This is a genomic window from Pseudomonas sp. GW821-FHT09C08 (genome assembly GCF_059418125.1).
Map to the genome: position 1 here is coordinate 45709 of NZ_JBWKPG010000010.1, position 26592 is coordinate 72300.

At 64.8% G+C, this 26592-nt stretch carries 18 protein-coding genes and 1 pseudogene; 11 read left to right on the top strand and 8 right to left on the bottom strand.

Going from position 1 to position 26592, the window contains the following annotated elements; all coding sequences use genetic code 11:
- Complete coding sequence (locus AC07OJ_RS26760) at window positions 1-687, bottom strand: fimbrial biogenesis chaperone (RefSeq protein WP_495095515.1); 687 nt, start codon at window positions 685-687, stop codon at window positions 1-3.
- A 204-nt stretch (window positions 688-891) separates the two neighbouring features.
- Here AC07OJ_RS26760 and AC07OJ_RS26765 point away from each other — a divergent pair, with 204 nt between their 5' ends.
- Window positions 892-1413 carry a chemotaxis protein CheY gene (locus AC07OJ_RS26765; RefSeq protein WP_495095516.1) on the top strand — a complete coding sequence of 174 codons (522 nt, stop codon included), beginning with the start codon at window positions 892-894 and terminating at the stop codon, window positions 1411-1413.
- On the opposite strand, the gene AC07OJ_RS26770 is transcribed toward AC07OJ_RS26765, so the two are convergent.
- The gene (locus AC07OJ_RS26770) at window positions 1414-3714 is read right to left on the bottom strand and encodes an FdhF/YdeP family oxidoreductase (RefSeq protein ID WP_495095517.1); all 2301 of its coding nucleotides are present in this window, start codon (window positions 3712-3714) and stop codon (window positions 1414-1416) included.
- A gap of 231 nt (window positions 3715-3945) precedes the next feature.
- Between AC07OJ_RS26770 and AC07OJ_RS26775 the strand changes: the two genes are divergently transcribed.
- Window positions 3946-5061, top strand: coding sequence for a catalase family protein (locus tag AC07OJ_RS26775; protein WP_371920695.1), 1116 nt, complete (start codon window positions 3946-3948; stop codon window positions 5059-5061).
- On the opposite strand, the gene AC07OJ_RS26780 is transcribed toward AC07OJ_RS26775, so the two are convergent.
- Complete coding sequence (locus AC07OJ_RS26780) at window positions 5047-6243, bottom strand: DUF1835 domain-containing protein (protein ID WP_495095518.1); 1197 nt, start codon at window positions 6241-6243, stop codon at window positions 5047-5049. The two genes, AC07OJ_RS26775 and AC07OJ_RS26780, sit on opposite strands and share 15 nt — an antisense overlap.
- A 197-nt stretch (window positions 6244-6440) precedes the next feature.
- A complete protein-coding gene (locus tag AC07OJ_RS26785; RefSeq protein WP_495095519.1) occupies window positions 6441-7517 on the bottom strand; it encodes an aldo/keto reductase in 1077 nt (358 codons plus the stop codon).
- A 131-nt stretch (window positions 7518-7648) separates the two neighbouring features.
- On the opposite strand from AC07OJ_RS26785, the gene AC07OJ_RS26790 reads away from it, so the two are divergent.
- Window positions 7649-8326 (top strand): ABC transporter ATP-binding protein, encoded by a 678-nt coding sequence (locus AC07OJ_RS26790; protein ID WP_495095520.1) that lies wholly within the window; start codon window positions 7649-7651, stop codon window positions 8324-8326.
- Window positions 8323-9114, top strand: a complete 792-nt coding sequence (locus tag AC07OJ_RS26795) for an ABC transporter permease (protein ID WP_495095521.1) — start codon at window positions 8323-8325, stop codon at window positions 9112-9114. Before AC07OJ_RS26790 ends, AC07OJ_RS26795 begins: the two co-directional genes overlap by 4 nt.
- A 524-nt stretch (window positions 9115-9638) precedes the next feature.
- Here AC07OJ_RS26795 and AC07OJ_RS26800 read toward each other — a convergent pair.
- Entirely contained in the window at window positions 9639-10412 is a 774-nt protein-coding gene (locus AC07OJ_RS26800) for a glucose 1-dehydrogenase (RefSeq protein ID WP_495095522.1), read from the bottom strand.
- Window positions 10413-10544: 132 nt separating this feature from the next.
- Here AC07OJ_RS26800 and AC07OJ_RS26805 point away from each other — a divergent pair, with 132 nt between their 5' ends.
- The 5 genes from AC07OJ_RS26805 to AC07OJ_RS26825 all read left to right on the top strand — a co-directional run bounded on the left by AC07OJ_RS26805 (window position 10545) and on the right by AC07OJ_RS26825 (window position 14988).
- Window positions 10545-11417, top strand: coding sequence for a LysR family transcriptional regulator (locus tag AC07OJ_RS26805; RefSeq protein WP_495095523.1), 873 nt, complete (start codon window positions 10545-10547; stop codon window positions 11415-11417).
- A gap of 103 nt (window positions 11418-11520) precedes the next feature.
- Window positions 11521-12153, top strand: coding sequence for a glutathione S-transferase family protein (locus tag AC07OJ_RS26810; RefSeq protein WP_495095524.1), 633 nt, complete (start codon window positions 11521-11523; stop codon window positions 12151-12153).
- A gap of 18 nt (window positions 12154-12171) precedes the next feature.
- Window positions 12172-13092 carry a LysR family transcriptional regulator gene (locus AC07OJ_RS26815; RefSeq protein WP_106803283.1) on the top strand — a complete coding sequence of 307 codons (921 nt, stop codon included), beginning with the start codon at window positions 12172-12174 and terminating at the stop codon, window positions 13090-13092.
- On the top strand, window positions 13092-13976 hold the full coding sequence (locus AC07OJ_RS26820) for a LysR family transcriptional regulator (protein WP_495095556.1): 885 nt from the start codon (window positions 13092-13094) through the stop codon (window positions 13974-13976). The genes AC07OJ_RS26815 and AC07OJ_RS26820 overlap by 1 nt, the downstream gene beginning before the upstream one ends.
- A gap of 79 nt (window positions 13977-14055) precedes the next feature.
- Window positions 14056-14988, top strand: coding sequence for a flavin-nucleotide-binding protein (locus AC07OJ_RS26825; protein WP_495095525.1), 933 nt, complete (start codon window positions 14056-14058; stop codon window positions 14986-14988).
- Window positions 14989-15013: 25 nt separating this feature from the next.
- Here AC07OJ_RS26825 and AC07OJ_RS26830 read toward each other — a convergent pair.
- Window positions 15014-15439 (bottom strand): annotated as a pseudogene (locus AC07OJ_RS26830) (Sbal_3080 family lipoprotein); the annotation flags it as partial.
- Window positions 15440-15664: 225 nt separating this feature from the next.
- Here AC07OJ_RS26830 and AC07OJ_RS26835 point away from each other — a divergent pair.
- Window positions 15665-17005, top strand: a complete 1341-nt coding sequence (locus AC07OJ_RS26835) for a PQQ-dependent sugar dehydrogenase (protein WP_495095526.1) — start codon at window positions 15665-15667, stop codon at window positions 17003-17005.
- A gap of 201 nt (window positions 17006-17206) precedes the next feature.
- Here AC07OJ_RS26835 and AC07OJ_RS26840 read toward each other — a convergent pair whose 3' ends face one another.
- Together AC07OJ_RS26840 and AC07OJ_RS26845 are read right to left on the bottom strand one after the other, a co-directional pair.
- A complete protein-coding gene (locus tag AC07OJ_RS26840) occupies window positions 17207-18781 on the bottom strand; it encodes an efflux transporter outer membrane subunit (protein WP_495095527.1) in 1575 nt (524 codons plus the stop codon).
- Window positions 18781-19575, bottom strand: coding sequence for a helix-turn-helix transcriptional regulator (locus tag AC07OJ_RS26845; RefSeq protein ID WP_495095528.1), 795 nt, complete (start codon window positions 19573-19575; stop codon window positions 18781-18783). The genes AC07OJ_RS26840 and AC07OJ_RS26845 overlap by 1 nt, the downstream gene beginning before the upstream one ends.
- Before the next feature lie 479 nt (window positions 19576-20054).
- Between AC07OJ_RS26845 and AC07OJ_RS26850 the strand changes: the two genes are divergently transcribed.
- Window positions 20055-26312: an amino acid adenylation domain-containing protein gene (locus AC07OJ_RS26850; protein ID WP_495095529.1), complete on the top strand. Its 6258-nt coding sequence runs from the start codon at window positions 20055-20057 to the stop codon at window positions 26310-26312.
- The last annotated feature ends 280 nt before the right edge of the window (window positions 26313-26592 follow it).

Sequence of the window (26592 nt, forward strand, 5' to 3'; positions counted from 1 at the left end):
TCATTTGAGCCGCACGCTACGGCGCGCCTGCAGGCCGATATCGTTGATTTCGGTGAAGTGGAGGGTGGTGCCGGCGGCCAGCGGGCTCGGCGTGTCCAGGGTTTTGCGCTCGTAGGGCTTGAGCAACAGGTAGTCGCTGAGCGCCTGGCTATCGGTCTGCACGTCCACCAGCGACAGGTGAAATGCACTGGGATTGCTGACCGTCACGCTGCCCCCGTCGTTGCGGCCCCAGACCAACTGCTGCACCGCCTCGCTCGATCCCCCCTTGAGCGCGGGCGGGCGATACAACAGCTTGAGCCGTTGGCGGATTGCAAACTGCACGCTGTTGGAGTCCTGCGGCTTGAGCGGAATTTCCATGACGTTGAGCCAGAGCAGCGACTCGCGATCGGTCGGCAATCCTTCGCCGGCATACAGGATGCGCAGCCGGTGGTGCTCGCCGGCGCCCAGTTGTACCAGCGGCTCGGTGGCGGCGAACGGCACGGTGCGCCCGCTAGCATCGTCCTCGCCGGTGATCCAGGTCTGCACCACTACTTCACGCGGCGCCTGGTTGACCACGCCGAGGGTGGCTTCCCGGTCCTGGCCGAAATAGATCAGGCGCGTGCCCTCGATCTTCAACGCCGCATTGACGGGACGTGATGCGAGGGCCAGCAAGGCGCAGGCTAAAAACACCATTCTGAGTAGAAACATGAGCACGGGCGAATCCAGGGGAGCGTGAGGGACGCGGCCCATGGTAGGGGCAGGGCGGTGCGAGGGCTTTGAGGCGATTCTTAAAAATGCGTGGGGGTAGCGGCGTACCGTTTCAGAATCGCCTTAAAGTCAGGTTTGCTGGCTGACGGTTAACGTATTCAGCGTTGAATGATCGACGCGGATGCCCAACTGTCAGGTTTACCTATGTCCAATAAAGCGTTACGCCTTCTGATTGCCGATGCAGACCTGCTGCAACGGATCAAGATCGAGAAAATGCTCAACCAGCTGGGCTATTACCGCATCGCCCCGCTGAGCACGTTCGACGAGCTGCAGGCCTTGACGCGCTCGGGCACGGTGGCGTTCGACCTGTTGATCATCAACACGGCGCTGGTGTGCGCGCGGCCATTCAACCTGCTGAAGTACTGCCATGACAACCCGCTGATCCGCCACGCGCTGATCTATGACGGGCAATGCGTGCAGGGGTCGGTGGTGTCGGTGTCGGTGAGCCAGACGTTGCATTTGTCGCTGGCGCAGTCGCCGGACTTCAACTCGTTGCGCCGCTGCATGGAAATTATCGACCCACAGCATTGCGCGCCAGCCGTCGAGCGGCCGATGTTGCGCGCCGTCGACGGTCGGCTGCTGTCGCCCACGATGGCCCCGCGCGCTCACTATCCGCAGGATTCGGCGGTGGTGGCGTGCGCGGTCGGGCTGTCGCCCAAGCGCTGATCAACCCGCCAGGCTCAGGCGGATCGGCACCGATTTGGCCGCCGGCACCTTGCTGCGTTCGGCATGGTGCCAGAGCGGCACCAGCGGGTTGCATTCAGGGTAATACGCCGCGGCGCAGCCTTCGGGAATGTCATAGGCGACGATCTCCAGCGGCCCCACCTGGCGCTTGACCTGCGGCTCTATGGCGGTGGTCAGCATCACGCCCTGGCCATTCTCGAAGCCCAGCCGCGCGATGTCGTTGCGGTGCATGAAAATCACCTCGCGCGTGCCGCTGATACCGCGAAAGCGATCCTCGTAGCCATAAATGGTGGTGTTGAATTGATCGTTGCTGCGCAGCGTCATCAACTGCAGCACATCGCGTGGCAGCACCTCGGGGTTGACGTCGTCGTCTTCGTTGAGGGTGCTGGGCAGCACGAATTGTGCCTTGCCGCTTTGGGTCAGCCACTCACGCCGGGCGACCGCGATGGGGCGGTGGAAACCACCCGGTTCGGCCATGCGGGTTTCCATGTCGTGGAAGATCTGCGGGTAGATCGCGCCAATGGCGGTGCGCACCTGCGAGTAGTCGGCGCTCCAGCCTTGCCAGTCAATCTTGCTACCGGCCGGCAAGGTCGCCAGGGCCAGGCCGGCGACGATGCTGGCCTCGGCTCGCACCTGCAGGCCGACCGGTTCTGCGCTGCCGCGCCAGCCGTGGATGCAACCGGTGCTGTCCTCGGTGGCCCAGGTCTGGGCGACGCCGTTCTGCCGGTCGATCTCGATGCGCCCCAGGCACGGCAGCAGCCATTGGTGGGCTGCAGGCAACAAGTGCGTGCGGTTGAGCTTGGTCGCGATCTGCACGTTGAGTTGCAGCGTCTGCCAGGCCGGTTCCATGCGCGAGGTGTCCGGGATCGCGCGCAGGAAGTTGCCGCCCAGCCCGATAAAACCGCGCACGCGCCCGGCGAGGATGCCTTCGCAGGCGTCAACGGTGCACAGGCCCATCTGCTCGGGCACCTTGAAACCGAAGTGTTGTTCGATCAATTCGACCGGGACTTTCTTCGGGTCTTCGGTAATGCCGACGGTGCGCTGGCCTTGCACGTTGGAGTGGCCACGCACCGGGCAAATCCCGGCGCCCGGCTTGCCGAAGTTGCCGCGCATCAGCAACAGGTTCACCAGCATCTGCACGTTCTGCACCCCGTGGCGATGCTGGGTGAGGCCCATGCCATAGATCATCATCACCCGCTCGCTGCGCGCATACACCTGCGCGGCGGCCTCCAGGGCGCTGCGGCTCAGCCCGGACTGGCGCTCGACAGTCTGCCATTGGCAAGCCCGCACCAGCGCCGCGAAGGCCTCGAAACCCTGGGTGTGCTGGGCAATAAAGGTGTGATCGAGCATCGCCGCGCGCCCCTCGCGCTGCGCCTGGTCGTCCATCTCCAGCAGCACCTTGGCCAGGCCGAGCAGGGCGGCGCTATCGCCGCCAATCGCTACCTGGTGGTATTGCGTGCTGATCACGGTGGATTCCGGCGTGAGCATCTCTACCGGCGACTGCGGATTGACGAAGCGCTCCAGCCCGCGCTCACGCAGCGGGTTGAAGGTGATGATCGGCACGTCGCGTTTGCGCGCATCCTGCAGTTGATGAAGCATGCGTGGGGCGTTGCTGCCGACGTTCTGGCCAAAGAAAAACAGGCAGTCGGTGTGTTCGAAATCTTCCAGGGTCACGCTGCCGACCGGTATGCCGATGCTTTCCTGCAGCCCCACCGAGGTGCTCTCGTGGCACATGTTCGAACTGTCGGGCAGGTTGTTGGTGCCGTAGGCCCGGGCGAACAGTTGGTACATGAACGAGGTTTCCAGCGACGCACGCCCGGAGGCGTAGAACACCACGCTGTCGGGTTGCATCGTCTGCAATTGCGCGCCGATCTCGCGGTATGCCTGCTCCCAGGTGGTCTCCTGGTAGCGGTCGGTGGCTGGATCGTAGCGCAGCGGGTGGGTCAGCCGCCCGTGTTGCTCCAAATCGTAATCCGACCATTGGCGCAGTTCGCTGAGGGTGTGCTCGGCGAAGAACGCCGGCGAGGTCTTCAGCGAGGTCAACTCCCAGGCCGTGGCCTTCGCGCCGTTCTCGCAAAACTCCAGGGCGTGCGGCTTGCCCGGCTTGGCCCAGGCACAGCTGACGCAGGCAAAGCCGTCCGGCTTGTTCTGTTTCATCAGCGCGCGCGGGCCCTTGGCGAAAGCCTGCTCGCGCCACAGGATTTTCATTACCGACTGCGCCGAGCCCCAGCCGCCGCTCGCATGGGTGTAGGGGTGAAAGTGGGCTTTTGGATAGATCAGCATGGCGGCACCCGGGTGCTATCAGGAGGGATAAGGCTGTGACGAATGCGCGCTGCAAAAGGTTCGAGCTGATCTCCGGACGGTAGGCGGCCACCGCTCGTCCGACGTCATGCCGATTTGTTGAACATTCATTTGATTGCCCCGGACCTATGAATCACCACGCCTGGATTTTTTCCGGCGTACCTGACTATTAGAAAAAGCCTGCCGTGAACCCTATGCCGAGCGGAGAGATACCTGATGAACGACCTACCTGTAGTCAATCCAGTGCGTGCGCCGTTGCCCTTTGAAGCGTCCTTCGAACAGATCCCGGAAGATGAAGCGCAGACCAGCGCGGAGCTGGCCGAAGCCCTTCACGGCATTATGCAGACCACGTTTCGTGACAGTGGGCACGCCACCCGCAGTGTTCACGCCAAGGCCCACGGTTTGTTGCGCGGGCACATCACGGTGCTGGATAACCTGCCGGCCGAACTGGCCCAGGGCGCCTTCGCCAAGCCGGTGACACTGCCGGTGTTCATGCGCTTTTCGACCAACCCTGGCGACATCCTCGATGACAAGGTGTCCACCCCGCGCGGGCTGGCGGTCAAGATCGTCGGCGTCGAGGGTGCGCGCCTGCCGGGCAGCGATGGCGAGGTGACGCAGGATTTCGTCATGCAAAACGCCAAGGCCTTCACCGCCGCGACGCCGAAGGATTTCCTCAAGACCCTGAAGTTATTGGCCAAGACTACCGACAAGGCCCCCGGCATGAAGAAAGCCTTGTCGGCAGTGCTGCGCGGCGTGGAGGCGACGCTGGAGTCGCTCGGTGGCGAAAGCGGTACCCTGAAAAGCCTGGGCGGCCACCCACAGACGCATATCCTCGGCGAGAGTTTTTCCAGCGTCGTGCCGATGCTCTACGGGCCTTACTACGCCAAGGTCGCGGTGGTGCCGGTGTCGTCGAACCTGACGGCGCTGACTGACCTGCACGTGGATTTCGGTGGCAACCCCGATGGCCTGCGTGCAGCGGTCGAAGCCTACTTTGCCCAAAGCGGCGGCAGTTGGGAGGTGCGCGTCCAACTGGCCACCGACCTGGAAAAAATGCCCATCGAGGACGCCTCGGTGCAGTGGCCTGAAGACCTCAGCCCGTATGTGACCGTGGCGCGCATCGACCTTGCACCGCAAGCGGCCTGGAGCCCGGAAAATGTGCAGCAGATCGACGATGGCATGGCCTTCAGTCCGTGGCACGGGCTGGCGGCGCATCGGCCTCTGGGCGGGGTGATGCGGGTGCGCAAGCCCGCTTATGAGATGTCGTCCGGGTTCCGGGCCGAGCACAACGGCTGCCCGATCCATGAGCCACGGCCGTCAGCCACGCCATAACGGCCGTCGTTGATCATCCAGCGTCCAATGCGGCTGGCGGGGTGAGAGACACACGCCGCCAACCCAGCGCACGTCGCTGGCATGGTCCAGCCAATAGGCATCGCCCTGCAGTACCGCGTGGCCCAACGCGGTGAGCGCCAACGGGCGGCGAGGCCATGGCTGGTCGGTGCCGGTCTCGATCAGCAACGGCTGCTCGGCATCGATCAACGGACGCAGCAGCGCATGGAACATCATGTCGCCCAGGAACGGCAGCGGCTCACGCTTGGCCATCAACTCGGCAAACACCCGGCCGAAAGGCACCGGTCCAGCCTCGGCGATGTAGCCCAGCGATAACTGTTCGGTGAGTGACAGACCGTTGTGCTGGCTGGGCAACTCCTGCAACTGACGCAGTAGCGCCGGCGCGAGAAAGGGCAGGGAAGGGTGATTGCCGTGCGCCAGTTCGGCGAGGGTGACGGGCGAGTTGTCGCAGTACGCCGACCACACCTGTCTGGCCAATTGCACCGCGTCATCGTCGATCAGCCGACGCTGCGGCCATAGCCACGCCAGGACGTCAGGCGACAGTTGGCCGATGCCGATGAAGCGCTCGACGCCCGGAATGCGGCCCACCTCGATCAGCTCCAGCTTGCGCGGCGCGTGTTCCAGACTTGCCAGTGTGCGGACCAGGAACAGCTGGTCATAGGCGTCCGCCTCGCACCACAGCACGCTGTGATCGGCGCCGGCCAAGGCATTCAGCTGTTGGTATTCATCGTCCACGCGGCGCGCTGTCTCGGTGTGGTCCAAGGCAAAGGCCTGGCTGATGAAGGCGCTGCGCAGCGCGCGGAATGCTTCATCCGGCACATCACGCACGGGGCCCATGCATAACGGGTCGGTGAGCATCCGGAACCGGCCCTTGAACCCGGCCAGTTGCAAGCTATGGGCGATGTCATTGCCACAGCGCCAATGGGTGGTGCGCGCTTCATCGCTGGCGGTGAAGTCGGGGTGCTGCGCGGCGAAGTCGATGGCGTCGATATGCGCCTTGAGCCTGGGCCAACTGCTGAAGCCCAGCTGTTTGGCGATCGTCCATTGGGCCTGGGACAAAGTCGCGTGCGGGTCTTGGGTTTTCAGGCGCGGCAACAGTTCCTTGGCGCGCTTGCGCTGCTGCTCAAGGTTGAGGCGGCCATCGGTGTTGAAGTGTTGGGACATACGATCTCCTTGCACAGACCTTTTCCGCTTTAAGGCTGGGGAGTCGTAGAAAAAAGGAGGTTGCAGTGTCTTGGGCGCAGCCCTTTCCGCGGAAGGTGGCGTAGAGAGCGCCAGGCGGGAAATATAGGCAGCATTGCCGTTCACTGCAACCCTCAAGAGGGGGGCGCGAGCATGCCCGCGCCCACATTCAGACCGGCTTACTTGTCCTTGCGTGCGTCCATGGTCTTTTGATGCTCGGCCAGGAACGGCTGTTCTGCCGGGTCAAAGCGGTCGATGCCTGCAGTAAACCGGTGCCAGTACGGGTACAACGGCTGGCGACGGGTCACGGCCTCGATGCGCGAGGATTGCTCCTCAGTGAGCTTCAGTTCGGTCGCCGCAAGGTTGTCGCGCAGGTGTTCTTCGGTACGTGCGCCGACGATCAACGAGGTGATCCCGGGGCGATCCTTGAGCCAGGCCAGGCATGTGCGGGCCACCGAGACGCCATGCTCGTCGCCGACGGCAGCAAGGGTTTCGATGATATCCAGCGCGCGCTCCTGGTCATGCACGTAGGGTTCCGGCCAGCCGCTGCCTTGGCGGGTATTGGCCGGTGGCTGGTGTCCGCGCCGGGTCGAGCCGGTCAGCAAACCTTCGCCCATCGGGCCCCACACCAGGGTGCCGATGGACTGGTCCAGCGCCAGTGGCAGCAACTCGTACTCGGCCTCGCGCGATTCCGGGGTGTAGTAGATCTGCTGGGTGATGGGCTTGAGCATGCCGTGCAATTCGGCTTTGCCCAGGGTTTTCATCATTTGCCATGCGGTGAAGTTGCTGGTGCCGAAGTAGCGGATCTTGCCCGATCCCACCAACAGCCGCAGGGCTTCGAGGGTTTCCTCGATGGGCGTCATGCCGTCCCAGTTGTGCAGTTGATAGAGGTCGATATGGTCGGTGCCCAGGCGCTTCAGGCTGGCTTCGCACGCGCGGATCAGGTGGTAGCGCGACGAACCGGAATTGTTCGGGTTCTTGTCCACCGGGCTGCGGCCCTTGGTCGCCAGCAGGATGTCGTTGCGCTTATCGCCCAAGGCCTTGCCGACCACTTCTTCGGCCAGGCCGTGGGAGTAGAGGTCGGCGGTATCGACCATATTCACCCCGGCGTCGAACGCGATGTCGAACATGCGCTTGGCCTGGGGCACGTCCACCGAGCCGCATTTTTCGAACTCGGCACGACCGCCAAACGGCACGGTGCCCAGGATGATTTCGGATACCAGCAGGCTGGAATGGCCCAGTTGTCGGTACTGCATGTCGCCTCCTGTTTACGTTGCACGTGAAGGTGTGAACGACGTGGCTGGCGATAGTTTGAATTTTTTCATGAAATCTTCCCGCGTGTGCCGCACCATTGCGCCTGGCAGGATTTACGAGGAACCCCGCGTCCATGAGCGCATTGATACAAACCCGCGCCCTCACGCGCGTGGATGAACGCCGCGAGGTGGCCTTGCTGCAACCCACGGACTTCACCTTGCACGCCGGCGACCGCGTGTCGATCACCGGTTCGTCCGGCTCCGGCAAAAGTGTGTTCCTGCGCGCCCTGGCGTTGCTGGATACGCCGACCTCGGGGCAGATCCTGTGGAACGGCCAGCCGATCGCCAATGCGCAGATTCCCCACTACCGCAGCCACATCAGCTACCTGTCGCAACGCCCGGCGCTGCTCGAAGGCACGGTGGAAGACAACCTGCGTTTCCCGTTCAGCCTCAAGACCCTGCGCAAGCGCCACTTTGACCGCGCCTCAGTCATCACGCTGCTGGAGCATGCGGGCAAGGCGCCGGACTTCCTGGCCAAGCACGCGCTGGACTTGTCCGGCGGTGAATCCCAGGTGGTGTCGCTGATCCGCACCCTGCAACTCGACCCCGAAGTGCTGTTGCTGGACGAACCCACCGCCGCCCTCGACCCGGCATCTTCGCGGGACGTCGAAGCGCTCATCGACGCCTGGTTCGCCGCGGACAACGCGCGCGCCTATGTCTGGGTGTCCCACGATCTCGACCAGGCCCGGCGCATGAGTGACATCCACCTGCAGATGAGCGCAGGCGTGCTGGATGGAGCGGCCCAGCCATGAATTATCAGAACCTCACGGCCCTGGACATGGGCATCGCCGCCTCGCTGATCCTGATCAATGGCGCGCTGTCAGTGCTGTTGCGCCTGGGCCTGGGCCGACAGTTACTGTGGGCGGCGGTACGCACCGTGGTGCAACTGTTGGCGATCGGTTACCTGCTGGGATGGGTGTTCGAGTTTGCCTACTGGTACGTGGTGCTGCCGTTGATGTGCGCGATGACCTTGATTGCCGGCCTCTCGGCTGCCGGCCGTGGACGCCGCACGTATCGCGGGCAGCGCGTCGACAGCATCCTGTCGGTGTGGGGCAGTTCCTGGCTGGTGACGGCGGTGGGGCTGTTCGCGGTGATTCGCATCCATCCCTGGTACGAGCCGCAGTACGCGATTCCGATCCTGGGAATGATCCTCGGCAACACCCTGACCGGCGTGTCCCTGGGCATCGAACGCATGACCCAGGAACTGACCTCGGGCCGCAACACCATCGAGATGATCCTCGCCCTCGGCGGCTCGCGTTGGGAAGCCGCGCAGGAAGCGATCCGCCAGGCAGTGCGCGCCGGCATGATCCCGACGCTGAACCAGATGACCGTGGTCGGCATCGTCAGCCTGCCTGGCATGATGACCGGCCAGGTGCTGGCGGGGGAAAGCCCGGTGGATGCGGTGCGGTATCAGATCGTGATCATGTTCCTGATCGCCGCATCGTCGGCGCTGGGCACGGTGGGGGCGGTGCTGCTCACCTACCGACGGCTGTTCTCCGCCAGCCACCGGTTTTTGCGTGATCGGTTGCAAGAGCGCTGAGTGCGGGCTGGTTGTCGTGGCACGCTTGGTTGCGGGCACGCTTGTTCTGGCAGGCGCGCTTGTTGGTGAGCAAGATTGTCCTGGCAGGCTCGCTTATTGTGGTGAGTGGGCCTGTTGTGGTGAGCGGGCCTATTGTGGTGAGCGGGCTTGCCCCGCGTTGGGTGGCGAAGCCGCCCTAAAACCATCCACCGCATTGTGTCTGACGGAATGCGGCGGTCTTATTGGGGGACGCGCTTATTGTGGTGAGCAAGATTGTCCTGGCAGGCTCGCCTATTGTGGTGAGCGGGCTTGCCCCGCGTTGGGTGGCGAAGCCGCCCTAAAACCATCCACCGCATTCTGTCTGACGGAATGCGGCGGCCTTATTGGGACCGCTTCGCGCTCCAACGCGGGGCAAGCCCGCTCGCCACAATAAGCAAGCCCGCTCACCACAGTTTCACTTTCAGCCACAATCTCATTCCCTGCCACAGTTTCACTTCCAGCCAAAATCTCACTCCCAACCACAATCCCATTCCCAGCTCCCACCCTCACAACGACGCAGTAATTCCCCCATCCACATAAAGAATATGCCCGTTGACGAAGCTCGCGGCGTCGCTGGCGAGGAACACGGCGGCGCCGGCCAGTTCGGCCACGTCGCCCCAGCGGCGGCTCGGGGTGCGCTGCACCAGCCAGTCGCTGAATTCGGGGTGGGTCACCAGGTTGGCGTTCAGTTCGGTCTTGAAGTAACCGGGGCCGATGCCATTCACGGTCAACCCATGCGGGCCCCAGTCGATGGCCATGCCCTTGGTGAGCATCTTCAACGCGCCCTTGCTCGCCGCATACGGCGCGATGCCCGGGCGGCCCAGTTCACTTTGCACCGAGCAGATATTGATGATGCGCCCACGCTTGCGCGCGATCATCGCTCGCGCCACAGCCTGGCCGACCAGAAACGCGCTGTCGAGGTTGGTGCTGATCAATTCGCGCCAGTGCTGCTCGCTGTAGTCTTCGAGCGGCCCTCGACGCTGCATGCCGGCGTTGTTGACGAGGATTTCCAGCGGGCCGAGGCGTTCTTCGATATCCGCCACCGCGGTCTGGATCGCCGCGCTGTCGGTGACATCGAATGCCTGGGTGTGCACCTCCAGGCCCTCCAGCGTGAGCAGCGCGGCTGCATCGCACAAGTTGCCGCGATTGCGTCCGTTGAGCACCACCCGTGCGCCGGCCTGGGCCAGCCCGCGCGCAATGGCCAGGCCGATACCTGCACTGGAACCGGTGACCAGCGCGAGCCGGCCATCCAGGCGGAAGTTGTCTAAAACACTGTGCATGGAACCGTTCTCCGAACGCGCGGGTGATAACCAAACAGGGCTTAATGGGCTTAACTTCGCTGCAATCCAGGGGGTAGGTCCAATGTTCATTTATGATCTTCTGATCAATATCGGTGATCACCAGGGTAGGGTATGGAGCTCAAACACTTGCGGGCCTTTGTGGTGCTCGCCCAGGAGTTGCATTTCGGTCGGGCGGCAGCGCAGCTGTCGATTGTGCAACCGGCGCTGAGCATGCAGATCAAGTTGCTCGAAAGCGGCCTCGGCGTGCGCCTGCTCGACCGCAATCGCCACTCGGTGGCGCTGACCGAAGCCGGTCGCGTGTTCCTGCCGGAAGCCCAGGCCACCTTGCACCAGGCGACGCGGGCGGCGGATGCGGCGCGCGCCTCCAGCCGTGGCGAGATCGGCCGGGTGCGCCTGGGGTTTGTGTCCTCGGTACTCCCGCAATGGTTGCCCGAGCTGATCCGCGCGGTGCACCAGCGTTACCCGCGCCTCGAGCTGGAACTCAAGGACATGCCCGGCCCCGACCAGGCCATCGCACTGAAGAACGGCCTGCTGGATTTCGGCCTGATGCGCCTGCCGGCCGCGCACCCGGGGATCCAGACCCGCGCGGTGCTGCACGAGAGTTTCTGCGTGGCGTTGCCCGTGGATCACCCGCTGGCGGCGCAGGCGTCCATCCAGCCCGCCGACCTGCTGGATGTGCCGGTGTATATCCTCGCGCGGCGCTATGCCCCGGGCTTCTACGATGAGTTTATCCAGGCGCTGGGCATCCCCCTGCACATCGCCTCGGAGCTGGGCGAGTTCACCACCATGCTCGCGCTGGTCTGCGCCGGGTTGGGTGTTGGCGTGCTGCCGGTGCAGGCGACGCGGGCCCTGCCGGCCAATTGCGTGTCTCGGCCTCTGCAACTGGGTGGTTTCGAGACCAGCACGGGGCTGGCCTGGACCGCGTTGGACAGCGCGGTCAAGCGCACGCTGTTCGATCTGATCGTCGATTTGTTTGGTGAGTGATTGTTTCACTGGGTGAAATGCTGGATTGTAAAACCTGGTAATTCCATCGACCCGGGCAGCGATGGAACATGCGGTGTGTCGAACCCCTCTTTCGGAGCCTTCCATGTCCCAGCCTGCGATCAAACTCTACGGTTATCCATTGTCCGGCCACACTCATCGGGTCGAGCTGATGCTGTCCCTGCTGGGCTTGCCCAGTGAGTTCATTCTGGTCGACCTCAAGCAGGGCGCGCACAAAGCGCCTGAATTCGTCGCGACCCTCAGTAGCTTCGGCCAGGTGCCGGCGATTGACGACAACGGCACGGTGCTGGCGGACTCCAACGCGATCCTGGTGTACCTCGCGAGCACCTACGGCAAAGGCCAATGGCTGCCGAGCGATCCCTTAGGCCAGGCGCGCGTCCAGCGCTGGCTGTCGGCCGCCGCCGGACAACTGCATGCCGGCCCCGCTGCGGCGCGCCTGGCCCTGGTGTTTGGTGCCCAGATCGATACCGATACCGCGATCAGCCGTTCCCACGCCTTGCTGCAGTTGGTGGAGCAGCAATTGCGCCACAGCCGCTTCCTGGCCAGCGAACAGCCGAGCATTGCCGACGTGGCCTTCTACACCTACGTGGCCCACGCGCCGGAAGGCAATGTGTCGCTGGACGACTACCCTCATGTACGCGCCTGGCTCGCCAGCATTGAAGCGTTACCGGGGTTTGTCGGCATGCCGCGCACGGCGGTGGGGCTGCAATCACACTGATTTTCACGAGGCCTGTCGATGGATCGATTCCATGAAATGCAGGTGTTCCTGGCGGTGGCCGAGGAGGAGGGCTTTGCCGCCGCCGCGCGCCGCCTCAACACCTCGCCACCCAGCGTGACCCGCGCCATTGCCGCCATGGAAGCGCGGATCGGCACGCAGTTGCTCGCGCGCACTACCCGCAGCCTGCACCTGACGGAAGCCGGCCAGCGTTACCTGGAAGACTGTCGGCGCATCCTGGCTGAACTCGACGAGGCCGAGGAAGCGGCGGCGGGCAGTTATACGATTCCCTGCGGCCACCTGACGGTGACCGCGCCGGTGTTGTTCGGCGAGCTGTATGTCGCACCGGCGCTGGGGGAATATCTCGACCGTTTTGCGCAGGTGAGTATCAATGCGCTGCTGGTCGATCGCGTGGTCAACATGCTCGACGAAGGTGTCGACGTGGCCGTGCGCATCGGCCATCTGCAGGAGCCGGGGCAGCAGGCGATCAAGGTCGGTGAGGTGCGCCGCGTGGTGTGTGCGGCGCCGGCTTACCTGGAGCAGTACGGCCGGCCCCGGCACCCCTCGCAGTTGCGCGATGCGAAGATTGCGACCTCGTCCTCCAGTCAACTTGTCAGCGAATGGCGGTTTGTCGAGGATGGCCAGCCACTGACCGTGCCGATTGAGCCGCGTCTGGTGGTGACGGCGAACAATGCGGCGATCAACCTGGCGAGGCAGGGCTGGGGCATGACGCGGGTGCTGTCCTATCAAGTCGCCGCAGCGGTGGCGGCCGGTGAGCTGGAGATTGTCCTCGAGGCTTTCGAACCCGCGGCGCTGCCGATCCAGGTGGTGTTCCAGAAAAGCCCGCGAGTGCCGGCCAAGATCAACACTTTCGTGGATTTCCTCACCCACCGCCTGGGTCAGGACGCAGCCCTGAATCCGGCGATGAAGCGGCGCGGATGATGGAGCGATACCGCGATATGCAGCTGTTCGCCGCGCTGGCCGGGCACCCGAGCCTGGCCTCGGCGGCGCGCAGTGTCGCGGTGTCCGGCGCGACCCTGATGCGCGCGGTCGCCCGCCTGGAAGCCCGCCTGCGCGTGGTGTTGCTGGTGCGCAGTACACGCGGCGTCAGCCTGACCGAGGCAGGCCAGGCCTACCTGGCCGACTGCGTGCGCCTGCTTGCCGCCGTGGACGCTGCACAGGCTTCGGCCAAGGGCATGCACGATCAGGCCCAGGGTAATTTGCGCGTGTTCCTGCCGCTGCTCTTCAGCCGTTATGTGATGGCGCCCGTGTTGGCCGGTTATATGGATCGCTACCCCGACGTGCGCCTGGTGGCGCACTACCACGACTACTACCCCAACCTGCACGAAGAGGGGCTGGACGTGGCGATTTTGGTGGGCGAGCTGCCCAGTTCATCCCTGGTTGCGCGACCGGTCGGGCACGTGCGGCCGATCCTGTGTGCCAGCCCTGGCTATCTCGCTGCCCATGGCGAGCCGCGGCACCCGGACGCGCTGAAGCAGCATCGACTGGTCGCCAGCACCGACCCGGTCGATTGGGCCTTCAAAGGCGGCCCGCTCAAGGCGCGTGCGCGCTTGAGGTGCACCACGGTGCAAGGTGCGATCAATGCGGCCGTGCAGGGCGCGGGGCTGATTCGCTGCCTGAGCTATCCCGTGCATGAGCACCTCCTCAGCGGCGAGCTGTGTCGTGTGCTGCCGGACTATGAGCCGCCGCCGTTGCCGGTGCACGTGGTGTACCGCGACGGCCGCCATGCGCCGATGCGCGTGCGCAGTTTTGTCGACCATTGCGTGGCGGCGCTGCGGGATCATCCGGCATTTCAGTTGGTGTAACAGTCGATTGCCCGGCGTGGGCATTCTCGTGTGGGGTGCCAGCGCGCACCATTGGCCTATCCACTCGGAGGTGAGCAGCATGAATCCCATCGAACATTCCCCCTGGCATGCCGGCGAACGGTATCTCCAGCACAACTCCGGCGCCGCCGAGCGCATGGCCGTGGTCGGGCCCAAGGTGATCCGCGATCACTTGCCGGAGCAGCATCGGGACTTCTATCCCCTGTTGCCGTACCTGGTGCTCGGTGTGGTGGATGAACAAGGGCTGCCCTGGGCGACGATGATCGAAGCCGCGCCAGGGTTCGCGCATTCACCCGACCCGCAGACCTTGCAGATCGACAGCGTGCCGTCCGTGAGCGACCCCGCCCGTGCTGCGTTGCATCGCGGCGCCAGCGTGGGCGTGCTTGGCATCGACCTGAACACACGCCGACGCAACCGCCTGAATGGCCGGATCGGCAGCCTGGGGCACGAGGGTTTTTCGATCGAGGTGGTGCACACCTACGGCAACTGCCCCAAATACATCCAGCTACGGCCGGTGGTTGGCGTCGCACGTAGACCCGACACGCGGGTCGAGCGCCTCGACGGCCTGGATGCCGCGGCCCACGCAATGATCCGCAACGCCGATACGTTCTTCGTCGCCAGCTATGTCGATGTCGCCGGCGAACGCTCGGTGGACGTGTCCCATCGCGGCGGCTACCGCGGCTTTGTGCACGTGGAAGGTAATCTGCTGACCATCCCCGACTTCGCCGGCAACCTGTTCTTCAACACCCTGGGCAACCTGCACGTGAACCCGGTGGCGGGGTTGTTGTTCATCGATTTCGAATCGGGGGACGTCCTGCAGGTCACCGGGCGCACCTCGCTGATCCTCGACGGACCGCAAGTCGCCCGCTTCGAAGGCGCGCAACGCTTGTGGACCGTCACCGTGGAGCATCTGGTGCGGCGTCCGGCAGCCCTCGCGTTGAGGTGGCGCTTCGTGGAGTTCTCGCCGCACAGCCTGGCTATGGGAAATGGGTAGCCTGGGGATTGGCATAGGAGGCTGCAGGGAACAACTGGTTGGTCATCTCGATGATCTTGTTCTGTGCGCTGATGAACTTGTCCGGGCGCCCGCCACCCCAGGTCGCGTCATACAGCGCCTGGCCGACGCGGTGACCGTTTTCAAACACCTGGATGTCGGCAAAGGTCATGTACAGCGCAAAGTCCCAGCTCCAGGTGCCGATGTAGGTGGTCGACAGTGCACAGCTCGCGGGCGGACTGCCCGGCGGCAACTCGCGGGTCTGGAAACCCTTGCTGCGCAGCTGCGCGGTGTAGGTGCTGTTGAACCCGCTGCGCAGGCCTGCGGCGGGAATCATGCAGATTTCAGCGGACTGGGCGGGTGACAAGGCCACCGGGGTAACGGTCTGCGTAATGCTGCACCCCGAGAGGAGAAGGGCGGTCAGCACAACAGCGGAAGCAGATAGCGGGCGCATAGGGACTGTCCATGTCTTGAGTGGTGGCTTAATGATAGCTGATCCCTTGCAGGAGCCCGGCTTGCCGGTGAATGCATCAGGGTCGCTATCGCCAGCAAGCGCGATGGCCCTTCGTGGGCTCAAGGCATTCGTGCCCTGCGGTTAAAACTCAATTGCGCCATCGCCGGTGTTTACCCCCGGGTCATCAGGCAATACTGCGTCGGGATTTTTCCCGAGGTTTCAAGCATGAACAACCCGAGCCGACTGGCACTCCTGATCACTGCTGCGGCGGTTCTCACTGCCTGTGGCGAATCGTCCAAGCTGCCCTTCCAGGCCGGTGTCGGCCCCACGCCCCAACTGCCGGAGCCCAGCACTTCGTTGATGCCCACGCTCAAGGTGTCCAAGGCCGTGGGCTGGCCCGAGCAGGTGCAGCCGCGTGCCCCCGAAGGCTTCACCGTCACCGCCCTGGCCGACCATCTCGACCACCCGCGTTGGGTCTACACCTTGCCCAACGGTGATGTGCTGGTCGCTGAAAGCAATCACCCACCGATGCCAGAAGGCGCGACCGATGGAGGCACCGGCTTGATCGCCTGGGCCCGCCGCACCGCAATGGGCATCGTCATGGGCCGCGTCGGCGCGGATACGCCGAGCGCCAACCGCATCACCCTGCTGCGCGATGCCGATCACGATGGGCATGCCGAGGTGCGCAGCGAGTTCCTCACCGGCCTCGCGTCGCCCTTCGGCATGGCACTGGTGGGCGATGAGTTGTACATCGCCAATGCCGACGCGGTGGTCAAGGTGCCCTATACCCCCGGCCAGACGCACATCGACGCCACCCCGGTTCACGTCACTGACCTGCCGGCCGGCATCAACCACCACTGGACCAAAAACCTGCTGGCCAACCCGGAAGGCACGCGGCTGTACGTGACCGTGGGGTCCAACAGCAATGTCGGCGAAAACGGCCTCGACGCCGAGGCAGGCCGCGCGGCCATCTGGGAACTGGACATCGCCAGCGGCGCGAAACGCCTGTTTGCCAGCGGCCTGCGCAACCCCAACGGCCTGGCGTGGAAACCCGGCTCCACACAGCTGTGGACGGTGGTCAACGAACGCGACGAAATCGGCAGCGACCTCGTGCCCGACTACCTCACCTCGGTGCAGGACGGCGCCTTCTACGGCTGGCCGTGGAGCTACTACGGCGCCCACGTCGACATCCGCGTGCAGCCGCCACGCCCGGACAAAGTCGCCCAGGCCATCGCCCCCGACTACGCCCTCGGCACCCACGTCGCGCCGCTGGGCCTGACCTTTTCCGACGCCCGCAGCATGCCGGCGGCGTTTGCCGAAGGCGTGTTCGTCGGCGAGCACGGCTCGTGGAACCGCAACCCGCAGGCGGGCTACAAAGTGGTGTTTATCGCCTTCAAGGACGGCCAGCCGACGGGCACACCGGTGGACTTCCTCACTGGCTTCCTCAATGCCGAGGGCGAAGCCCAGGGCCGTCCGGTGGGCGTGACCCTGGACGCGCAAGGCGCATTGCTGGTGGCGGATGATGTGGGCAATACGGTGTGGCGGGTGGTGCGGGACAAGCCTTGAGGCTGGGGTAACTGGTGCTCTGAAATCCCCATGTTTGATGGCAAGTAGGCTTCCCGGGGCAAGGAGGGCCTTTTCTTGTGGCAAGTGGGCTTCCTGAGGCAAAGAGGGCCTTTTCTTGTGGCGAGCGGGCTTGCCCCGCGTTGGGCTGCGAAGCGGCCCCAAATCAGACGCCGCGGTTCCCCAGGAAACACCGCGTCGATCTTACTGGGGCTGCTGCGCAGCCCAACGCGGGGCAAGCCCGCTCGCCACAAAAAAGCCCGCGAAAACTGATCGAGGCTCACTACCTGGAGCATTGGCCGCTGGAGCGGGTGATGCAGAAGGCCAAGCGCCGGTTTTTCCTTCGCTATACGCAGCAGACGCCGGGGGAGTATCGGCTGCGGCAGTCGGAATTGCGCTGACGTCCCAAGCGCCGCCCAGTGCCGTGTACAGGTTCACTTCGGCCACCAACTGCGCGAGCCGATCGATGATCAGCGCCTGCTGCGAACTGAACAGCGAACGCTGGGCATCGAGGAACGTCAGGTTGCTGTCCACGCCACTGCGGTAACGGTGCTGGGCCAGGTCGTAATAGGCCTGGTTGGCCGCGACGAAGTCGCGTTGGGCCGCGAGCTGGTCGGTGAACGTCTGGCGGGCGGCGAGGCCATCGGCGACTTCCTGGAAGGCGCTCTGGATGGATTTTTCGTACTGCGCCACGCTGATGTCTTTTTGCAGCTTGGCGTAGTCGAGGCTGGCGCGCAGGCTGCCGGCGTTGAAGATCGGCAGGTTGACCTGCGGCTGGAACGTCCAGGTGCCCGAGCCGCCCTTGAACAGCCCCGACAGTTCGGTGCTGGTGCTGCCGGCGTTGGCCGTGAGGGTGACCGACGGAAAGAACGCCGCGCGGGCTGCGCCGATATTGGCGTTGGCCGCCTGCAGCTGGTATTCGGCCTGGAGGATATCCGGACGGCGTTGCAGCAGGTCGGACGGCAAGCCAGCGGGCAGGCGCGCCACCAGTTCGTCGGCGAGTGGGCGTGACGGCAGGTGTTCATCCACCGGGCTGCCCACCAGCAGCGTCAGGTTATTCAGGTCCTGGGCGACCTGGCGCGCGTAGCGGGCCACGCTGGCGCGGGTGCTGTCGACGCTGGTACGCGCCTGCACCACGTCCAGCGCCGAGGCCTTGCCGGCGATTTTGCTGCGCCGGGTCAACTGCCAACTGTGCTCGTCGGCGGCCAGGGTTTGCTGGGCCAGGGCCAACAGTTCCTGGTCGGCGCGCCAGGTCAGGTAGGCATTCGCGACATTGGCCACCAGGCTCAGCTGCGTGCTGCGCCGCGCCTCTTCGGTGCCCAGGTAAGTCAGCATCGCCTGTTCGCTGAGGCTGCGCACACGGCCGAACAGGTCCAGCTCGTAGGCGCTGAGGCCCAGGGTGGCGGAGTAGTTCGAGGTGATCGCGGACTTGCCCGTACCGGTCACATCCCCCGGCAGTTTCTGACGCTTGCCGGCACCGGTGGCGGACACGGCGGGGAACAGGTCGGCACGCTGGATGCGGTACTGCGCCTGGAAGGCTTCGACGTTCAGCGCGGCCACTCGCAGGTCGCGGTTATTGAGCAGCGCCGCGCCGATCAGTTGCTGCAGCGCCGGGTCGTGGAACATGCCGTGCCAGTCCGAGGTGGGCATGGCGCGGCAGACCCCACCCTGGGGGTACTGCGCCGGCACGGGAGACTCGGGCCGCTGGTACTCGGGGATCAGCGAGCAACCGCCCAGCATCCAGGCCAGCGCAAAGGGGATGAGCGCGGGTCGGTTCATCAGGCGCCGACCATCCATTTGGCCAGGCCGTGTCGGCCGCTCACACCAAGCTTGGCGGCGGCGCGCTTGAGGTAAGTTTCGATGGAGCTGTTTTTCACGCTGAGTTTTTCCGCCATCTGCGGCACGGTGCCGCCCGTCAACAGGCCGAGGCACACCTCTTGCTCGCGCGCCGACAGGGTGATGTCGCCCAGGGACAGGCGTTTGTAGAACGCGTGCTGCAACTGCGACTGCTCCAGCAGGGTGTGCGCCGGCTCCAGCGTGGGAGACGGCGCCTGGCGCAGGCTCTGGGCGTGGCACTCGATCAACGGCAGCAACGTGTCCGACAGGCACTTGAGAAACGACAGCTGCGCCAGGGAAAACCCGCGCTGGGTCGGCGGGCGGTAGAACGAAATCACGCAGCGCCGATTGCCCTGGCGTGACACCAGGTTGCACTGGTGGGAGGTGCCCCGTGGGTGCGCGCTGTCGGCCTTGGCCTTGAGCTGGATCAGTAGCGGGTCCTGCATGCCGAGCATGTCGCGCAGCAGCGGGTGGTCGTTGATCGAGTGCAGGGTCAGGGGCGGCGGCAGGTCCTGGTTCTGGCCGGCACTGCCGAGCAATTTGATATCGAGCACGCGGTCGCGCAACTCGTCCAGGGTCCATTCACTGAGGTCCACCAGGTGGATCGGTACCCATTTGTCCACCAGGTGCAGCATGTGGGCAGCAAAATCCGCGTGCCCACAGTTGGCAATCAACTCGCCCATTTCGGCATAAAAATGCGTGCTTTGCGTGTTGGCAAAACTGCTCGTCAAACTCATAGCCATCTCATCCTTGATGTCGAAAACCGTCACAAACTCCCTGGGCCTCTACGGGGCGATCCGTTCTTCATGAAGCAGAGTCGGCACTCGAGCGTGTAGTTAGCCTGGGGATTCGTCCTACGTATGTAGCAGAAACGAGGGACACAACGTGCCATAAAAACATCGTCATTAATTCGACGTTTCTGACGGTCCATTCCGGCCGAGATAAATCGAAAATGGTTTTTAGAGTGAATTAACTATTTGATAAATAAGATAAAAATAATCCTTGAAAATCATTCCTGAAAAAATGACATCGGCCGGATATAGCCAATTTCCTACAGCCCTTTAATCGTTTCAGCAGTGAGCCATCAGTCAAGCCCGTTTCGCGCCTTCCGGCTGTCCGGGTTTCGGGTGTCAGAGGGCCTGCGGACCCCATGCTCAAATCCGGCCATTTCGCCGTCCCCGAGTGGCCAGCGCCTGATACCCATGAGAAGGATCTTATGAAGCATTCTCCCAGCTTCCCCCTCACCGCCGCCCAGCAGGACATCTGGCTCGACCAACTGCGCGCGGGCGATTCGCCGCTGTACAACATCGGCGGCTATGTCGACTTCGCGGGTGCGGTGGACCCCGCGCTGATGCAGCGCGCCATCGAGCAATTGGTAGCGCTGCACGATGCCTTGCGCACCCAACTGCACAGCGACGCCGACGGCTTGCCGCGCCAGACCTTCGCCGCCACCTTGACGGTGCACGTGCCCTTGCACGACCTGTGCGCTCATGCCGATCCGCAGGCGGCGGCCCAGGCCTTGATGCAGGCGCACATGGCCCGGCCCTATGCCTTGGACGACGGGTCGCTGTGGCATTTTTTCCTGGTCAAGCTCGATGACCATCACTATCGCCTCGGTACCCAGGCCCACCACCTGATCCTCGACGGCTGGGGGTTCGGCCAGATGCTGCAATCGCTGGCGCAGCTGTACAGCGCGCTGGAGCAAGGCCGGCAGCCTGAGAGGCTGGCACCGTCCTATGGCGACTTTATCGAGGCCGACCAGCGCTACCACGCGTCCGCGCGCTACCTCCGCGACCGCGCCTATTGGCTCGACCGCTACCCGACCTTGCCCGAGCCATTGCTGGTGCCACGCCACGCCACGCCGATAGCCAGTCACACACTGGTCGAGCCGTTCCCGGTGGCGTTGCTGGGCCGCATGGAGGCGATGGCCAGCCGTTACCAGGCCTCGGCGTTCCATGTGCTGCTGGCGACGCTGTATGTGTATTTCACCCGCGCCTACCAGCGCGATGAGTGGGTGGTGGGACTGCCGATTCTCAACCGTTCCAACGCGGCTTTTCGCGCCACGGTCGGCTTGTTCACCCAGGTCAGCGCGGTGCGTTTCAGCTTCAGCGAACAGCTGACGTTCGGCGCGCTGGTGCGCGGTGTGCGGGATCAGCTCCAGCAGGATTTTCGCCACCAGCGTTTTCCCCTGAGCGAGATGAACCGCGAACTCGGCCTGCGCCGCAGCGATCGCGGCCAGCTGTTTGATCTGTCGGTATCGTTCGAACAGGACGACCACGATCTGCGCTTCGGCCAGGTCCAGGCGCGTGCCGTCAAAGTCTCCAACCACCATGAAGCGCTGCCCCTCGCCATCCACTTGCGCAGCAACCGCTGCCAGGCCACCGCGAGCCTGCATTGCGTGTACCACCAGGCGTATTTCCAGCACGACGAAGTGCAGGCGCTGGCACGACGGTTTAGCTGGCTGCTGGAACAAGGCCTGGCGGACACCGCGCAGCCGATCGGCGAGTTTTCCCTGGTCACGCCTGCCGAGCACGCCCAGTTGCAACGCTTCAATGCCACCGCGCAGCCCAGTGCCGAACCGTACACCCTGCACACCCGTATCGAAGCGCAGGCCGCGCGCGCACCGGACGCCGTCGCCGTGGTGCAGCAGGGCCGGCAACTGACCTACGCCCAGCTCGATCAACAGGCCAACGCCCTGGCCCATCAGTTGCTCGAACATGGGGTGCAGCCGGATGATCGCGTGGCGATCCTGGCGCGGCGCAGCCCGGACACGCTGGTGGCACTCCTGGCGATCCTCAAGTCCGGCGCCTGCTACGTGCCGGTCGACCCCGCGCATCCGGCGGAACGCCTGCATTACCTGCTGCACGACAGCGCGCCGGTGGTGGTGCTGACCCAGCACGCGCTGCTGGCGCGCCTGCCGGCGCTGGACATGCCGGTAGTCCTGCTGGATCGCCCGACCTCTCACCGGGCCGGCAATCCGCGCGTAGCGGTCAGCGCGGCGAACCTCGCCTATGTGATCTACACCTCCGGTTCCACCGGGTTGCCCAAGGGCGTGATGGTCGAGCACCGCACCGTGGCCAATCTGGTCGACTGGCACTGCCGGGCCTTCGACCTGCACGCCGGCAGCCACACCGCCAGCGTCGCTGGTTTCGGGTTTGATGCGATGGCCTGGGAAGTCTGGCCGGCCTTGTGCGTCGGCGCGACGCTGCACCTGCCACCGGCCCACGATGGCGCGGAGGACATCGACGCGCTGCTGCACTGGTGGCGCGCCCAGCCGTTGCAGGTGGGGTTTCTGCCGACGCCGGTGGCCGAATACGCCTTCAGCCAGCAGCAGGGCCATCCGACCCTGCGCACCTTGCTGGTCGGTGGCGACCGCCTGCGCAGCTTCAACCAGGCGCAGACCTTCGAGGTCATCAACAACTACGGCCCTACGGAAGCCACGGTGGTCGCGACGTCCGGCCGGGTGGAGGCGGGCCAGCCCGTGCATATCGGTGGGCCTGTCGCGAATGCCCGCGTCTACCTGCTGGACGCCCGGCAGCGCCCGGTGCCGATTGGCGCAGTGGGGGAGTTGTACGTCGGCGGCCGGGGCGTGGCGCGTGGTTACCTGAATCGGCCCGAACTGAACGCCGAGCGCTTTCTCGATGATCCTTTCAACGCTGGCCGGATGTACCGCACCGGTGACCTCGCGCGCTGGCTGCCCGACGGCAACCTTGAGTACCTGGGGCGCAATGACGACCAGGTGAAAATTCGCGGCGTGCGCATCGAACTGGGGGAAATCGAAGCGGCGCTGGTCACCCATCCGGCGGTCAAGGACGCGGTGGTGCAGTACCGTGAAGGGCAACTGCTGGCGTGGTTTATCCCGCAGCATGCGATTGCGCCCGAAGCCCTGCGCACCCATCTGCACGCCTCTCTGCCGGACTACATGTTGCCCGTGGCCTATGTGCAGTTGGACGCGTTGCCCCTGACCAGCAACGGCAAGCTGGATCGCAAGGCGCTGCCGACACCGACCCAGGCAGCCTTTGTCACGCGCCTGTTCGAGGCCCCGCGTGCAGGCGTGGAAACCACCCTGGCGCAGCTCTGGGCCGAGCTGTTGCAGGTGCAGCAGGTGGGTCGGCATGACCACTTTTTTGAACTTGGCGGGCACTCGTTGCTGGCGGTGCAACTGGTGCAACGCATGCGCCAGGCGGGGCTGCAGGCCGATGTACAGGTGCTGTTCGGCCAGCCGACCCTGGCCGCGCTGGCGGCCGTGAGTGAAGGTCGCGATGAGCCGGTACCGGCCAATCGGGTGCCGGCGGATTGCCTGCGGATCACCCCGCAGTTACTGGTCCTGGCCGAGCTGGATCCGCCGAGCATCGAGCGCATTGTCGCCGGCGTCCCCGGTGGCGCCGCCAATGTGCAGGAGATCTACCCGCTGGCGCCGTTGCAGGAAGGCTTGCTCTACCACCACCTCACCGACGAGCGCGATCCCTATCAGCAACACGCATTGTTCAGCTTCGCGTGCCGCGAGCAGTTGGACGCCTTCGCGCAGGCGCTGCAACAGGTGATCAACCGCCACGATATCCTGCGCACCAGCCTCGCGTGGGACGCCCTGGAGCAGCCGATGCAGGTGGTGTGGCGCCATGCGCAATTGCGCGTCGAACCGCTGCGCGAACTGGCTGAACCGCTCGACTTGCGCCAGGCCCCGCTGATGGCCCTGGACTACGCCGAAGAGCCCCAGCACCAGCGCTGGATCGCGCGCCTGCGGTTTCATCACCTGATCAACGACGCCACCTCGACCGCCGTGCTGGTGGATGAAATCCGCGCTCACTTGCTCGGTGAACAGGCCCAACTGCCGCCATCGGTGCCGTATCGCAACGTGGTGGCGCAGGCCCGCATGCCAGCGCGCCAGGCCGCCCACGAGGCGTTCTTTCGCGAGCGCCTGGCCGCTGTGGATGAACCCACCCTGGCCTTCGGTGTGCAGGCGCGCCAGGCGGATCGTACGCACATCGACGCCTTCGAACAGCCGGTCGGCGATGCCCTCAACCAGCGCCTCAGGGCCCAGGCGCGTGCGCTTGGGGTCAGCGCCGCCAGCCTGTTCCACCTGGCCTGGGCCCAGGTGCTCAGCCGCGTGGCCGGCCGCGAGGATGTGGTGTTCGGCACCGTCTTGCTCGGCCGCCTGCAAGCGGGCGAGGGCGCCGACCGCGCCCTGGGTATGTTCATCAATACCCTGCCGCTGCGCCTGCGCCTGGCTGGGCAGACAGTCATCGAGGCCGTGCACGACACCCATCGGCAACTCAGTGCCTTGCTGGCCCACGAACATGCCTCGCTCGCCCTGGCCCAGCGTTGCAGCGGTACGACACCGTTGTTCAACAGCTTGCTCAACTACCGCCACACCGGCGCCGACCCACAGCCGAAACTGATCCCCGGCATCGCCTTGCTCAGCAGCGAAGACATCCTCAGCTACCCGTTGATGCTCACCGTGGACGATACCGCCAGTGGCTTCCAACTCAAGGCCAAGGCGCCGCGCCAGGTCGGCGCCGAGCGCTTGCTGGGCTACCTCGACAGCGCATTGAACGGCTTGGCGGCGGCGTTGGAGCACGCCCCGCAAACGCCGTTGCGCGAGGTGCAAGTGGTGCCCGCCCACGAGTTGCAGACATTGCTGGTGGGCTTCAATGCCACCGCCAGCGACTACCCCGACACCCTTACCGTGCAAGCATTGTTTGAAGCCCACGCGCGGCAAATCCCGCATGCCATTGCGGTGCAGGCCGGCGAGCAGCACCTGACTTATCGACAGCTCAACGAACGCGCCAACCAGCTTGCCTACGCTCTGCGCGAGCGCGGCGTGCAGCCGGATTCGCGGGTGGCGCTGTGCGTCGAGCGCGGGCTGGACCTGGTGGTCGGCTTGCTGGCGATCCTCAAGGCCGGTGGCGCCTACGTGCCGCTGGATCCGGGCTACCCGCGCGAGCGCCTGGCCTACATGCTGCACGACAGCCAGCCAGTGGCGTTGCTGGTGCATGCCGCCACACGCGAGGTGATGGGTGACGTGACAATCCCGGTGATCGACTTCGACCGCTGCGCCTGGAGCCAGGCGCCGGACGGCAATCCACGGGTACCGGGCCTGAGTGTCGCCAACCTCGCGTATGTGATGTACACCTCGGGCTCCACCGGTACGCCCAAGGGGGTGATGATCGAACACCGTGGCCTGGGCAACCTGCTGCACTGGGGCTCGCAGCTGTGCCCGAATGCCGAGGGCGGCGCGGTGTTGCAGCGCGCGCCCTTCAGCTTCGATGGCTCGGTGTGGGAGCTGTTCTGGCCGCTGGCCAACGGCATGCGCCTGGTGCTGGCGCGGCCCGATGGGCATCGCGAGCCGGCGTACCTGGCGCAGGTGATTCGCGAGCAGCGGATCACCGTGATCAAGTTCGTGCCGGCGATGCTGCAGCAGTTCCTCGAACTGCAAGAATCCGCCCTGTGCACCAGCCTCACCGACGTGCTGTGTGGCGGCGGCGAACTCACTGAAGCCCTGGCGCGTGGCGTGCAGGCGCGTTTGCCCCAGGTGCGTTTGCATAACGTCTACGGCCCCACCGAAGCCACGGTGGACAGCAGCGCGTGGACCCTGGCCCCCGGCGCACCCGTGCCCGCGCGGCAACTGCCGATCGGCCGCGCGATCAGCAACACCCGCCTGTATGTGCTGGACGAGCACGATGCGCCGGTGCCGCTGGGCGTCAGTGGCCAGTTGCATATTGGCGGCGTCGGTGTTGCGCGCGGCTACCTGGGCCTGGAGCAAATGACCGCCGAGCGTTTTATCGACAGCCCGTTCGTGGCCGGTGACCGCTTGTATCGCACCGGCGACCTGGTGCGCTATTTGCCCGATGGCAACCTTGAATTCCTCGGGCGCAATGACTTCCAGGTCAAGCTGCGCGGCGTGCGCCTGGAGCTGGGGGAGATCGAATCGCGCCTGCTGGCGCACCCGGCGTTGCGCGAAGTGGCGGTGTTGATTCGGGATGAACGCTTGGTGGCGTACTTCACCGTGCGCGCCGAGCCGCCGAGCCTGGAGGCATTGCGCGCGCATATGCTGGAGCAATTGCCGGAGGTCATGGTGCCGGCTGCGTTTGTGCAACTCGACACCTTGCCACTCAATCCGGCCGGCAAACTCGACCGCAAGGCGCTGCCGGAGCCAGGGATGGAGGCGGTGGTCAGTCGCGCTTACGAGGCTCCACTGGGCGAGGTGGAAACCTTAATGTCGGGCATCTGGGCCGAGGTGTTGAAGCTGGAGCGGGTAGGGCGCCACGATCATTTCTTCGAACTGGGCGGGCATTCATTGCTGGCGGTGAACCTGGTGGCGCGCCTGCGCAAGGCCGGGTTGGCAGTCGATGCGCGGACGCTGTTCAGCCACCCAACCCTGGCGCAGCTGGCCGCCGCCACCGTGATCCCGGTGCAACGCGTGGAAGCGCCGCCCACGGCCATCCCCCACCTCAACCGCCGCCGTCGACTCTGACCCAACGACCTATGGGCGCCGGCTTGCCGGCGATGGCGGTCTATCAGCAACGAGTAAAGTCGATGACCCGCCGCCATCGCCAACCCGCCACCTCCGGCAGGTTGGCCACGGTCGAACGCACCAACACACGCGCCCTGCCTACAGGTCCTATACGTACGAGGATAACTGCCTACGGCGCGCTGAAAGAAATTCGCTTAAAGAACGACAGCTGTCTCACATTCCCGGGAACTATTTCGTCGCCGTCACCAATAACGTGAGCGTCCCTGATGCATTCAGGGGG

Coding starts and splice junctions, on each gene's coding strand:
- AC07OJ_RS26760 (WP_495095515.1), bottom strand. CDS start 687: ATGTTTCTACTCAGAATGGTGTTTTTAGCCTGCGCCTTGCTGGCCCTC.
- AC07OJ_RS26765 (WP_495095516.1), top strand. CDS start 892: ATGTCCAATAAAGCGTTACGCCTTCTGATTGCCGATGCAGACCTGCTG.
- AC07OJ_RS26770 (WP_495095517.1), bottom strand. CDS start 3,714: ATGCTGATCTATCCAAAAGCCCACTTTCACCCCTACACCCATGCGAGC.
- AC07OJ_RS26780 (WP_495095518.1), bottom strand. CDS start 6,243: ATGTCCCAACACTTCAACACCGATGGCCGCCTCAACCTTGAGCAGCAG.
- AC07OJ_RS26785 (WP_495095519.1), bottom strand. CDS start 7,517: ATGCAGTACCGACAACTGGGCCATTCCAGCCTGCTGGTATCCGAAATC.
- AC07OJ_RS26790 (WP_495095520.1), top strand. CDS start 7,649: ATGAGCGCATTGATACAAACCCGCGCCCTCACGCGCGTGGATGAACGC.
- AC07OJ_RS26795 (WP_495095521.1), top strand. CDS start 8,323: ATGAATTATCAGAACCTCACGGCCCTGGACATGGGCATCGCCGCCTCG.
- AC07OJ_RS26800 (WP_495095522.1), bottom strand. CDS start 10,412: ATGCACAGTGTTTTAGACAACTTCCGCCTGGATGGCCGGCTCGCGCTG.
- AC07OJ_RS26805 (WP_495095523.1), top strand. CDS start 10,545: ATGGAGCTCAAACACTTGCGGGCCTTTGTGGTGCTCGCCCAGGAGTTG.
- AC07OJ_RS26810 (WP_495095524.1), top strand. CDS start 11,521: ATGTCCCAGCCTGCGATCAAACTCTACGGTTATCCATTGTCCGGCCAC.
- AC07OJ_RS26815 (WP_106803283.1), top strand. CDS start 12,172: ATGGATCGATTCCATGAAATGCAGGTGTTCCTGGCGGTGGCCGAGGAG.
- AC07OJ_RS26820 (WP_495095556.1), top strand. CDS start 13,092: ATGGAGCGATACCGCGATATGCAGCTGTTCGCCGCGCTGGCCGGGCAC.
- AC07OJ_RS26825 (WP_495095525.1), top strand. CDS start 14,056: ATGAATCCCATCGAACATTCCCCCTGGCATGCCGGCGAACGGTATCTC.
- AC07OJ_RS26835 (WP_495095526.1), top strand. CDS start 15,665: ATGAACAACCCGAGCCGACTGGCACTCCTGATCACTGCTGCGGCGGTT.
- AC07OJ_RS26840 (WP_495095527.1), bottom strand. CDS start 18,781: ATGAACCGACCCGCGCTCATCCCCTTTGCGCTGGCCTGGATGCTGGGC.
- AC07OJ_RS26845 (WP_495095528.1), bottom strand. CDS start 19,575: ATGAGTTTGACGAGCAGTTTTGCCAACACGCAAAGCACGCATTTTTAT.
- AC07OJ_RS26850 (WP_495095529.1), top strand. CDS start 20,055: ATGAAGCATTCTCCCAGCTTCCCCCTCACCGCCGCCCAGCAGGACATC.